A 12228-nucleotide genomic window follows, 5' to 3' on the forward strand; every position below is an offset into this window, starting at 1 on the left:
CCGGGGAGGGAGCAAATGTTTTTTCGTTCCATGATGTACGTCGCAGTTGCCGCTGCGGGCCTGACAGCGACGCAACAGGCCGCCGCACTGAACCTGTATGTCGATAATGTTTACATCACACAGGCCACCCAGCGTTATGACCGTTCGGTACAGCTGGTTGCCGATCGCCAGGGATTGCTGCGCGTGTTCGTCCTGGCTGATCAGGCCAATACCGCGCGCCCTGACGTAGTCGTCAAGCTCTATTACGCCAATGCCAGCGGCCAGATCTACCTGGGCAAGACCCTCACGATCAAACCCAACGCCAATATGCGCGGCGTTCTGACGGCGCCGAAGTCGACCGCCACGGAAAACGACTACGTCAACAACTACCAGGTAAAACTGTCGGCGGCCGATATCAAGAAGACCGTTCGCATCTGGGCGGAAGTCGATCCCGCAACGGTTTATACCCAGTCCACCTACGCCGACGATATCTGGCCGCGCAATTCACGCGACGCTAACAACAACGTCATCACCTCGCGGCTCGTGGCCGAAAATGTCTGGAACGTGCCGGACTTCAAGGCCAATTTCGTACCGGTGCGCGTCAACGCCACCGGACGCACGGGCATGTCAGTCGACGCCTCGACCGTTGACACCTTTTTTACGTGGTTGCGCCGCGTGCTGCCGGTCAAAGATCAGCTTTACTACAATGCGCATGCCCCGTACACGACATACAACTACCCCGCCGCGAACTACAACGGCTGGGGCGCCATTCTCAGCGAAATGGGCGCGCTGGCCCGCGCCGAGAACAACGACAAGTGGCACTACTACGGCGTGATCAATCCGGACTACGCCAGCGGCGGCACCGGCATGGCCAATATCGGCGGCTGGGCAGCGCTGGGCATACAGTCCACGTCCACCTCGTGGTTGCAAAACGATAATAATGTCAATTGGCGCAGCGGCACGTTCGCCCACGAGATTGGCCACAACCTGGGGCTCTATCACGCCCCCTGCGGAGGTGCGGCTGGTGCTGACCAGAACTTTCCGTATTCGGGCGGCCGCATCGGCTGGCCGGGCTACGACCTGTACACCGGCAAGATCTATCTGCCGCAGAGCGTCGATGCCACGGGCAATTACTGGACCGACCTCATGGGCTATTGCGGCTATGACTGGATCAGCGATTACCAGTACAAGCGCGCCCTCAGCTGGCGTGACGCCAACGACTGGCCGCGCGCGGCGGGTGCCAAAACCGAAGCGGTGCTGACCGGCGGCGAATCGGTGACCGTCGTCAGCGAAGCGCCGACGACCGTCGCCGCATTTGCCGAGAAACCCGGCGGCGCCGCGCCGCAGAAGCCGACGCAGCGTCCGGGCAAGGTCGAAGACTGCCTGCTGGTGTGGGGGCGCGTCGAAAACGGCCAGATGATTCTTGAGCCCGCCTTCGAAGTCCAGGGCGTGCCGGATACCGACAACGCGTCCGGCTCCTACCGCGTCGTTCTTTCCGACATGAAGGGCAAGACGATCCGCTCTATCGGCTTCAATGCGAACGAAGGTTCCGAAGGCAACGTGGAGCTGTTCTCCCTCCTGGTACCGCGCAGCAGCGTGGCTGGCGGACGCAGCGGCAAGATCGCCCAGATCCGCATCAGCGATCGCAAGGGCAGCGAGCTGGCGACCGATTACTCGCGTACGGCCACCGCCAGCACGTTCAGCCGTGGCACGGCCCCGACGATCACGCGCAAGGCCGGCGAAGGCGTACGCCTGCGCTGGAACGCGGCCAACCATCCCATGGCCATGGTGCGTGATGCGGACACGGGTGAAATCCTGAGTTTTGCGCGTGGTGGCGATTTTGATGTCGCCACCTCCGCCAAGCGTCTGGACGTCCAATTCAGCGACGGCACCAGCGCCGTCTCTCAGCAGGTCGCAGTCGATAGCTTGCAGGTGCAGTAAGCCCTTTGATTGCGCCATCCCCCGTGAAGGGATGGCGCAATCAATCCGGTCGCAGTTCGCACTGAACCGCAGTCCAGAACCAGCCTTCAAATCACGTATTCGATTTTCGTGCGCATTATGTGCGTCGAATAACTTTTTCAGCCGTCTGATTTTTGCAATCTAGGTTTCTGAAAAACGCATTCACGCTCCAGACGCCGTTGCGGGATCAACGGCGTGCCGACGTCGGGGGCGCCGGCGCTCCTAAGGGACGTAGCTCGCTAGCACACACAAGAAACATCGGAGGGAACATGAAATCCAATCACCATAACGCCGCGCTGAAAAGCGTCGGTGCGGGTCTGGCTGTCGCCATTTTTCTGGCCCTGAGCACACCGGCTTCCGCCGGAGGCGTCGTCGACGTTGCAACCAAAAGCCGTGTCGCGGCGGAAGTCGATGCCATGCGCGACAAGAGCCGCGCGTATGAATCGGTGTCGCTGTTCGGCAAGCAGGCGCCGGTCACGGCGGACCGCTCCGCCGCCGAAGGCGTCTTCAGTGGCGCGATCGTCGATCTCGACCTCAACGCCGTTGCCGCCCTCAAGCGCGGCAGCCCGCGCACCCTGACGCTGCGCCTGCCGACGCACGAGCGCGGCATGGTCGAACTGGAACTGATCGCAAATGATATTTTTGCGCCGAATTTCCAGGTGGAAACCAGCAGCGGCAAGTTCGTCGACGTGCCGCGCGGCATGCACTACCGCGGCATCATCAAGGGCGATCCCACCTCGGTCGCCGCGATCAGCATCTTCGACAACGAAGTGACCGGCACCTTCTCCGCCAGTGGTGACGGCAATTACGTCGTGGGCCGCCTGGAAGGCAAGAACAGCACCAACCGCCACATCGTGTATGCCGAGCGCAACCTGAAGGACTTCAAGAACGCGCCCCAGTGCGGCATGGACAAGGTGAAGGGCAGCCAGTTCGAGGACCAGACCACGGAGTCCTTCGCGGACTTCGGCAAGACGCCGGGCACCGACAACACGCTGGCCACCAAGTGCGCCACGCAGTGGCTGGAAGCCGAGTACGACGTGTTCCAGAACAAGGGCTCGGTCGCTGCGGTGACGAGCTACCTGACCGGCGTGTTCAACAATTCCAACACGTTGTATGCGAACGATGGCATCAGCATGAAGCTCGAACGCATCTTCGTGTGGGATACGCCAGATCCGTACAGCGGCAGCAACTCCACGGCGACGCTTTCGTCGTTCCAGAACAGCCGCGCCGGCTCGTTCACCGGCACCATCGCCCAGCTCGTCACCTTCCGCGGTATCGGCGGTGGCGTGGCTGCCGGCTTCACCGGCGTGTGCAATTCCAACCGCAACTACAGCATGGCGGTCAGCGGCATCAACAGCTCGTACAGCAACGTGCCGACCTACTCGTGGACAGTCAACGTCGTGACCCATGAAGCCGGTCACCTGCTCGGCTCGCGGCACACGCATGCCTGCGTGTGGAACGGCAACAGCACGGCGATCGACAGCTGCTCCGGCTTTGTCGAGGGCAACTGCGCGATGCCGGGCAACCCGTCCGATGGCGGCACGATCATGAGCTACTGCCATCTGGCCAATGTCGGCATGAACTTCAACAAGGGCTTCGGCCCGCAGCCGGCAGCGCGCATCTCCAGCGCCATCAACAACGGCTCGTGCCTGTCGTCGACCTGCGGCACCGACACGGGCGCCACGGCGCTGACCAACCACAACCCCAATACCTTCTCGATCGGCCAGGGCACCAAGAAGTACTTCAAGATTGACGTCCCGGCCGGCACGCAGGCGATCGCATTCCGCACCTGGGGCGGCACGGGCGATGCAGACATCTACGTCAAGCAGGGCTCCAACCCGACCACGACGGACAATGTCTGCAAAGGCACTGGCCCGAACTCGACGGAAGTCTGCCGCATCAACAACCCGGCCGCGGGCACCTGGTATGTGATGGTCGATGCCTATTCGGCATTGAGCAACGTCGTGACGGCCGCGAGCTTCGCGGGCGGCTGCTCCGGCACGCTGGAGCTGGGCTACCTCACCGGCACCAACAACCAGAACTACCTGCCACTGTCGTCGGGTTCCTACACCAGCTCCACCAGCGGCACGCACCGCGGCGTGGCGGCCGGGCCCTCCGCCGGCGCTGACTTCGACATGGAACTGCAGAAGCAGAACGGCACGTCCTGGGCCAAGGTGAACACCAGCGGCGGCACCGGCCCGACCACGGCGGAAGATGTCAGCTACAGCGGCACGGCGGGAACCTATCGCTGGCGCCATTACTCCTACAGCGGCGCGGGCGGCTATAGCCTGTGCATCACCAAGCCGAATTGATCGACCTGTTCGGGGCTGGCGTCCGCAGGGAAGCGGACGCTCACACGTGAACCACGAGGGCCAGGGAAACCTGGCCCTTTTTTTGTGCGCGACGATCCGCCGGGACAGACCGTCCGGTGTCGACGGACGGCGCTTGGGTTCGGTTTCCGTGGCGCCATATCGGCTGTCCGCGCCGGATGCCCGGCGTGCCGTTGCAACTCAACAACAAGGAAGGCGATCGTGGACGTACTTCGTATTGCGGCTTTCTCCGACGGCGACACGGGCGGCAATCCCGCCGGCGTCGTGATCGGTCCCCACCTGCCGGACGCCGCCATCATGCAGGCCAAGGCAGCCGAAGTCGGATTCTCGGAAACCGCCTTCGCGGCGCCCGACGCGGACGGCTGGCGCGTGCGCTATTTCTCACCCGAGTCGGAAGTGCCCTTCTGCGGCCACGCCACCATCGCACTGGGTGCCGCACTGGCGTTGCAACAGGGCGACGGGGTGTTCCCGCTGACCCTCAACGCGGCCCGCATTACGGTCGAAGGCCAGCGCCAGGGCGCCACTGTCGCCGCTGCACTGCAGTCGCCGCCGACACACAGCCGCCCCGCCGATGAAGGCACTGTCCGCGAGGCCTTGTCACTGTTCGGCTACAACCGCGAAGACCTCGACCCGCGCATTCCGCCGGCCATAGCCCATGCCGGCGCCAATCACCTGGTACTCACCCTGCGCACCCGCGAAGCGCTACGCCATATGCAGTACGACCTGGCCCGCGGGCGCGATTTCATGAACTCGCTCGGTCTGGTCACCATCACGCTGGCCTATGCGGAAACACCGCAGCGCTTCCACACGCGCAATCCGTTCGCTTCCGGCGGGGTCTACGAGGACCCGGCCACCGGTGCCGCAACCGCGGCCCTGGCGGGGTACCTGCGCGACATCAGCTGGCCGCACGGCGGTGCCATCGACATCGTGCAGGGCGAGGACATGGGCATGCGTTCCCGCCTTCGCGCCGAAATTCCGCCCGAACGCGGCAGTTCCATCCGCGTCTCCGGCACGGCACGCATCATGGCGTCGTAAATCATGACCGTCAGGCGGATTTGGCCACGTCATGGCCAAATTCCGCCATGACGCGATCACGCCCGAGCGCCTTGGCACTGTAGAGCGCCTGGTCAGCGCGGCGCAGGAGATCATCGAACTGCTTGTCGGCGGGCGTCAGCGTGGCTATGCCGATGGACACACAGATCGTCAGATCAGTGCCATTGGCCGGGAAGGGCGCCGAACGCACCGACTGCCGCACCTTCTCGCCGAATGCCAGCACCTGGGTGATGTCGTCGCGCGTGAGCAGCACCACGAATTCCTCACCGCCCTGGCGGCCAGCCAGGTCTTCCGCCTTGCAGCTACGCTCGATGCGCGCGGCGACATGCTTGAGCGCCAGGTCGCCGATGTCATGCCCATAGCGATCATTGATCGTCTTGAAATAGTCGATGTCAACGAGGGCGACGCCGAAGACCTTCCCGTGCTCGCGTGCCTGCGATACGCGCTGGCTGCCGGTCGTCGCGATGATCCGGCGATTCACCAGGCCGGTGAGATAGTCCGTGGTCGCCGCGTGCTCCCACTGGCGCCGGATTCGCTCGGAACACAGCAACAGGTACGCGGTGGTGCCGGTCACCGGCAAGATCGACGCCACCATCGGCGTGATCATGTTCAGCCAGGTGTGGTCGATGATGGAACTACCCGGGCTGGGCGACAGCATGAACAGCACCGCGCGCAGTACCATGAACGCCGCCACGACCGTGAAAATGGCGATCAGCACCCGGCGGCTGACCGCCCGATCAATGCGCGGGGAGATCCGCAGCACCTGGCTGCAATTGAACATGATGACCGCCCACACGATGGCGGCGATCCATAGTCGCGCGGACAGGCTCGGCGTCACCGCCACGAACCACCACATGCCTGGCACGGCAACGACCAGGGGCAGGTAAATCAAAGGCTTGTCGGGCAGTCCATAGAATTGGCGCAAGGCACGCCAATAGCAGGTGATGCCCAGGATCAGGAAGAAGTTGGCCACCGGCAGCAGAAACGCCGGCGGCAGCTGGCGCTGGACCGTCAGCAGGACGCACCCGCCTGCCTGCAACAGCGTGCCGATGCGCCAGCTGACCGCACTGGGCCTCAGGGCCTCCGGCAGATCCCGGTGCAGGATGCCCAGGACGCCGCCGTTAAGCAGCATCATCAGGGCGGCAATGGCAAAGGCAGTCAGCGGATCCACAGGTATCGCCGGGGCAAGGCCACCACCCACCCGGGCGGCAGCGAAACGGCACGACTACGGCGATGGCGTGTCCACGGCATGGGGCAATCCGTCGACTTCCGGCGGGTCTCTCGCGGGCCGGACCGGCGCATTACGCGCGGTTTCCCCCGCCGGCCCAGGATAAAAGCTTGCCCGGCGCCTTTCACTGATCCTGCACACCCTCGGGTAACGCCGACGCAAGAATTCACGGTTCCGCAACGATTTCCGGGGCCCGGCCGGTACGTTTCCGCCCGCCGGGCCGGATGCGGCACAATAGCCGTCCTTGCGCCCGCATGAGGCCGGCGCTGCCTGTGATGCCAACGATGAGCCTGCAAGCCAACTACGAACAGATTCCGCTCAAGGAATACGCCGAACGCGCCTACCTCGATTACTCGATGTATGTCGTGCTCGACCGCGCCCTGCCCTTCGTGGGCGACGGCCTGAAGCCGGTCCAGCGGCGCATCGTGTATGCGATGAGCGAGCTCGGCCTGGACGCCACGTCCAAGCCCAAGAAGTCCGCCCGCACCATCGGTGACGTGATCGGCAAGTTCCATCCCCACGGCGACAGCGCCTGCTACGAGGCACTGGTGCTGATGGCCCAGCCGTTCTCGTACCGGTATCCATTGATCGATGGCCAGGGTAACTTCGGTTCGGCGGACGATCCCAAATCGTTCGCGGCCATGCGCTACACCGAGTCCAAGCTCACGCCAATGGCCGAGCTGCTGCTCGCCGAGATCGCCCAGGGCACGGTGGACTTCACTCCCAATTTCGACGGAACGCTGCAGGAGCCTTCGTGGCTGCCCTCGCGCGTTCCACACGTGCTGCTCAACGGCTCGATGGGCATTGCGGTCGGCATGGCCACCGACATCCCGCCGCACAACCTGCGCGAACTGGCCAGCGCCTGCATCCGGCTGCTCGATGATCCGGATGCCACCGTGCGTGACCTGTGCGAACACGTGCGTGGCCCCGACTACCCCAGCCGCGCGGAAATCATCACGCCGTCGGCCGAGCTCCAGGCCATGTACGAAACCGGCACCGGCAGCGTGCGTTGCCGTGGCGTGTACGCCAAGGAAGACGGCAACGTCGTCATCACGGCCCTGCCTTACCAGGTTTCGCCGTCGAAGATCATCGAGCAGATCGCCAACCAGATGCGGGCCAAGAAATTGCCCATGCTGGAAGACCTGCGCGACGAATCTGACCACGAAAACCCGATCCGGCTGGTGCTCATTCCGCGCTCCAACCGCATCGACGCCGACGAGATGATGCAGCACCTCTTCGCCACGACGGACCTGGAAAAGAGCTACCGCGTCAACCTCAACATCATCGGGCTCAATGGCCGCCCGCAGGTCAAGAATCTCAAGCAGATCCTGACCGAATGGCTGCGCTTCCGCACCGACACGGTGACGCGCCGCCTGAATCATCGCCTGGCCAAGGTCGAGCGCCGCCTGCACCTGCTCGAAGCGCTGCGCATTGCCTATCTCAACCTGGATGAAGTGATCCGCATCGTCCGTACCGAGGACGAGCCCAAGCCCGTCCTGATCAAGCGCTTCAAGCTCAGCGACGAGCAGGCTGACTACATCCTCGAAACCAAATTGCGCCAATTGGCGCGTTTGGAAGAAATGAAGATCAACAACGAGCGCGACCAGCTGGAAGAAGAACGCGCCCGCATCAACGTCATCCTCAATTCCAAGCAACGCCTGAAGACCCTGATCAAGGACGAACTCAAGGAAGACGCCAAGAAATACGGCGACGACCGCCGCTCGCCGATCATCGAGCGCCAGGTCGCCCAGGCGCTGGACGAAGCCGCCCTGGTCGCGAGCGAGCCCACCACCGTCGTGCTGTCGCAGAAAGGCTGGGTACGCGCGGCCAAGGGCCACGATGTGGATCCGACCGGTCTCAACTACCGCGAGGGCGATGCCTGCGAGGCGTTCGCCCGCGGCCGCACGACCCAACAGGTAGCCTTTATCGACTCCACCGGCCGCAGCTATTCCACGCCTGCACACACCCTGCCCTCGGCGCGCGGCAATGGCGAACCTCTTACCGGCCGCTTCGCTCCGCCGGCCGGCGCCCGGTTTGAAGCAGTCGCCATGACCGACCCCGCCACGCGCATCGTGCTGGCCTCGGATTTCGGCTACGGCTTCGTGATCAAGTTCGGCAACCTGCTCGGCAACAAGAAGTCCGGCAAGCAGATCCTCAACATCGACGACAACGCCAAGGTGCTGGTGCCGGGCTACGTCAACGATCCCGCACGCGATCGCATTGTCGTGGCCACCAATGCCGGCCATCTGCTGATGTTCTCCGTGGCCGAACTGCCGGAACTGGAGAACGGCGGCAAGGGCAACAAGCTGATCGAAATCCCCAAGGCCAAGCTCAGCGCCGGCGAACGCGTCGCCGGTATCACCGTCGTCACCGAAGGCTCCGGCGAAGTCACTCTCTACGCCGGCGCCCGCAAGCTCACCCTGCGGTGGGCCGACCTCGTCGAATACGGCGGTAACCGCGCCGGGCGTGGTGGGTTGCTGCCGCGTGGTCTGCAGCGTGTGGAGAGGCTGGAAACGACGGGTTGATAGGCAACATTGTGGAAGGTGACGCAGAGCTTGTGGCACCTTCCCGAACTCTTGGTACAGCGCCATGGGGCTTGATGCCTTTGTCCGTTGCAACTGCATTCCGCGCGACGTGGTCGTCCCGGAACCGTTTCGTCCCTACGCGCATTGGGATGACTACGACGACAAACTAGCTATCGATTGCCTGGCACCTGCCGTCGACCACGCCATGGTGCAAGCGTTCGTCGAATGGCTGGCTACGAAATGTCCGCACGAGGACCGGGATCTCGCTACCGCTGGTTGGAGCTGGGGCGGTGTTGGTGCCTTTCGGGCGGCCTTGCAGCACGTCGGAACAGATCGATTTCCCACACTGGCTACAGAAATTCCTGACACCAACGGCGGCCGGACTGACGCCGCGGCGGCTCGGCGCATACAGGAGGAAATCCGCGCGTTCGAGCAGGTAAAGATCATCTGTGACCGCTATCTATTGGTCGACAGCGACACCCAGGAAGAAATCTGGGAGTCCTCAGGTTCAGCGGGACGAGTCATTCTGGTAACTCCCAGCGCGAACGCCGGCGTCGACCAGAACGGATACTTCGTGACGCGCGACGGCCAGGTAGTCTTTCAGAGCCGGCGCTTCGTACACATTCCCTATCCGGCGTGGCGTATCGACAAGCGCGGACATGCTCTGGTCCGCGACATAGGTACAGGCGTGACGTACCGAAACAGCCCCATCATCCAAAGCCACCCGAAACCCTGGCCAAATGGCCGACTGCAGGACACCAAAGGACGTTTCAATCAACGAACACCCCGCTATGTTCATCTGGAACGTCGGCCTCAGAGCGCAGCAGAGTTCACCTACTTTACGGACGACCTGAAGCGTCTATGCAGCGCCGCCATTGAAACGGGCAATCCCATTCAATGGTGCTGAGACAGCCCGCCCGGATGAACCGGGCAGGTTAACCTGGGCTACGTAAGCAGCACTTCGTATGGCTCGGTCGTGCGGTCACCTGCGGCGCCACATGCCACGCGCGGAATCTTTCGTAGCGTGCGGTCACGAATGCGACCGCGCGGTAGAGCGGTAACGGATCGATAAGGTCAGACTGCGCAGTCACGCGTGCGCGCACCACGCACTGGTGGGACAGTGTGACCAGTGACGCGTGTCTGTCCCAAAAATTCCGGCGATCCGCACTCTGCCGGTTGCGGACCCAGGCGTAGCAATGAGTGAGCACTACCACCGCCACTCCACATCAATCATCGCCGTCCGCCCAAATTCCGTCTGCTTAGCCAGGGCGCCAGCCTCGAACTCCGGGTGGCGCGCATCACCGATGTTTCGCACCGTCAGGGCGGCGGTAAGGTGGTCATTGGGGCGCCATCCCCATCGGACATCCGCGACGGCATAACCCGGGATACGGGGCGCCGGCAATTGGCTGGCCCCACGCAGCGTGATATCCAGCTCGTGGTGTTCACCGAAATTGTGCTGCGAGCGGACCAGTGCCTGGTGCTTCGGGTCATTGCCCAGGTCCGTGGTGCCCTCCGGGTCGCGACCAGGATATTTCTCCCGCAGGTGCTTGCGCAGTTCGACAAAGCCCGCATGGATGCGCCAATCGGGCGTGATCTGCAACGTCGTCCAGGCTTCGAGGCCGTGAGTCGGTCCTTCGTTGTTGTTCGTCACCACGAATCCACCGCCGGGATTGGGTGCGCCGCTGCGTAGGTCGTAGTAGCGATGGCGGAACGCTGTCACCGACACCGTGATTCGATCGCTGATATCACCGCGGTATCCCAGCTCGAAGACATTGGCGATCTCCGATTCGAAGTCCGGCCCTCCGCGGATCAGAAATGGCGGATTACCGGGAAAGAAGAACTCCTTGTCGATGCGCGACGGAGCACGGACGGCGCGCGAGACGGCACCCCAGACCAGATGCGTGCTGGCCGGCTTCCAGGCCATCCGAACCGTTGGCAATACCTCATTCCCGGTGAAGGTGTTCCGGTCGATCTTCAACCCCAGCGTCGTTGTCAGTGCATCCGTCAGCGTCATTTCGTCCTGCACGAACAGATTGCTTCGCCGCAACGTACGCTGGTTGGGCAGGAACGTGGCCAGCAAACCTTTCTGTACCCGGTCGCGTGCCTGCCGATATCCGCCCCCCAGACGATGTGATGCCGATGGAACGGCACGTCATGCTGGAACTCCAGGTCGGCGATCGTCATGCGGTCGTGGAACAGGAGTGGATCGTCACGTTCAATCCGGTCGACATAGCCCTGGACCCGCCAGCGTGCACCCGATGCTGTCTCGCGCGACCAGCGCGCGAGCACATTGGCGCCCGCCACTTCGATCGGTCCCAGGGTTCGCATTTCCGACTGCCCGCGATACACATCGCCCTGCAGGGTCATCTCCGCTTCAGCCCCACGCCAATCGGCACGGAATCCCGCAGCCACGCTGTCCCAGGCATCCGGCTGAGGCGCGTGGCGCGCGTCAGTAGTGTTGTCCAGACGGATGCCCTTTGCATATAGGCGCACATCCACGCCCTTGACCTGGCCGCCATACCGAACGGCAACCGCGCGCTGCGCATTTCCTGCGGCGACGGAGACCATTCCTCCTTGCGTCTGGGCCGCCGGACGCGTGATTACATTGATGACGCCGTTGACCGCGTTGGCGCCCCACAGCGTCGCACCCGGTCCACTGATGACTTCGATCCGCTCGATGTCCTGTAACAGCACTTCCTGCGAATCCCAGAACACACCGGAAAAAAGCGGCGTGTAGACGATGCGCCCGTCAATCAGCACCAGCAGCTTGTTGCCGAGCGAATTGTTGAAGCCGCGCGCGGAAATCGCATAGCTCGCTGCGTTGACGCGGGCGACCTGGAGATTGGGCGCCAGGCGCAAGGCTTCCGGCAGTGTCTTCGCCGACGAACGACGGATGTCCTCGTGCGTAATGACGAAGATGGAAGCGGCCGCGTCCACCAGCCGTTCCGCGCGACGGGATACGGACATCACCTGGATCTGCGTCAGCTCCTCCAGGGACAGGTCCGCCAGCTCGGCAGTCTGGGGAGTCAGGGCACGTGCCGACGGCGCGAGGCCGGCCGCCAGAAGTACAACGCACAGGCAAGCACGCTGCGCCGGGGGGCTGTCGCCTGGAAAGCGAGCAATACGACCACCAATCCGGGCAAGGTCATGCATG

8 protein-coding genes are annotated in these 12228 nt (G+C 63.3%); 5 read left to right on the forward strand and 3 right to left on the reverse strand.

Annotated elements, in window-relative coordinates:
• The first annotated feature begins 15 nt into the window (after positions 1-15).
• The 3 genes from N4264_RS18655 to N4264_RS18665 all read left to right on the forward strand — a co-directional run bounded on the left by N4264_RS18655 (position 16) and on the right by N4264_RS18665 (position 5303).
• Entirely contained in the window at positions 16-1920 is a 1905-nt protein-coding gene (locus tag N4264_RS18655) for a zinc-dependent metalloprotease family protein (RefSeq protein ID WP_261693740.1), read from the forward strand.
• A 287-nt stretch (positions 1921-2207) separates the two neighbouring features.
• Positions 2208-4250: a M12 family metallo-peptidase gene (locus tag N4264_RS18660; RefSeq protein WP_261693741.1), complete on the forward strand. Its 2043-nt coding sequence runs from the start codon at positions 2208-2210 to the stop codon at positions 4248-4250.
• A 219-nt stretch (positions 4251-4469) separates the two neighbouring features.
• Positions 4470-5303, forward strand: coding sequence for a PhzF family protein (locus N4264_RS18665; RefSeq protein ID WP_261693742.1), 834 nt, complete (start codon positions 4470-4472; stop codon positions 5301-5303).
• Positions 5304-5313: 10 nt separating this feature from the next.
• Here the strand turns inward: N4264_RS18665 and N4264_RS18670 are convergent, their stop codons facing one another.
• Positions 5314-6492, reverse strand: a complete 1179-nt coding sequence (locus tag N4264_RS18670; RefSeq protein WP_261693743.1) for a GGDEF domain-containing protein — start codon at positions 6490-6492, stop codon at positions 5314-5316.
• A 341-nt stretch (positions 6493-6833) separates the two neighbouring features.
• Here N4264_RS18670 and parC point away from each other — a divergent pair, with 341 nt between their 5' ends.
• Positions 6834-9074, forward strand: coding sequence for a DNA topoisomerase IV subunit A (gene parC / locus N4264_RS18675; RefSeq protein ID WP_261693744.1), 2241 nt, complete (start codon positions 6834-6836; stop codon positions 9072-9074).
• Between the two features lie 64 nt (positions 9075-9138).
• Positions 9139-9981, forward strand: coding sequence for a hypothetical protein (locus tag N4264_RS18680; RefSeq protein WP_261693745.1), 843 nt, complete (start codon positions 9139-9141; stop codon positions 9979-9981).
• 300 nt (positions 9982-10281) lie between these two features.
• On the opposite strand, the gene N4264_RS18685 is transcribed toward N4264_RS18680, so the two are convergent.
• Both N4264_RS18685 and N4264_RS18690 read right to left on the reverse strand, forming a co-directional pair.
• Positions 10282-11154, reverse strand: a complete 873-nt coding sequence (locus N4264_RS18685) for a TonB-dependent receptor plug domain-containing protein (protein WP_261693746.1) — start codon at positions 11152-11154, stop codon at positions 10282-10284.
• On the reverse strand, positions 11085-12227 hold the full coding sequence (locus N4264_RS18690; RefSeq protein WP_261693747.1) for a TonB-dependent receptor plug domain-containing protein: 1143 nt from the start codon (positions 12225-12227) through the stop codon (positions 11085-11087). Before N4264_RS18690 ends, N4264_RS18685 begins: the two co-directional genes overlap by 70 nt.
• Position 12228: the final 1 nt, after the last annotated feature.

Source organism: Tahibacter amnicola (assembly GCF_025398735.1).
Classification (GTDB): Bacteria; Pseudomonadota; Gammaproteobacteria; order Xanthomonadales; family Rhodanobacteraceae; genus Tahibacter; species Tahibacter amnicola.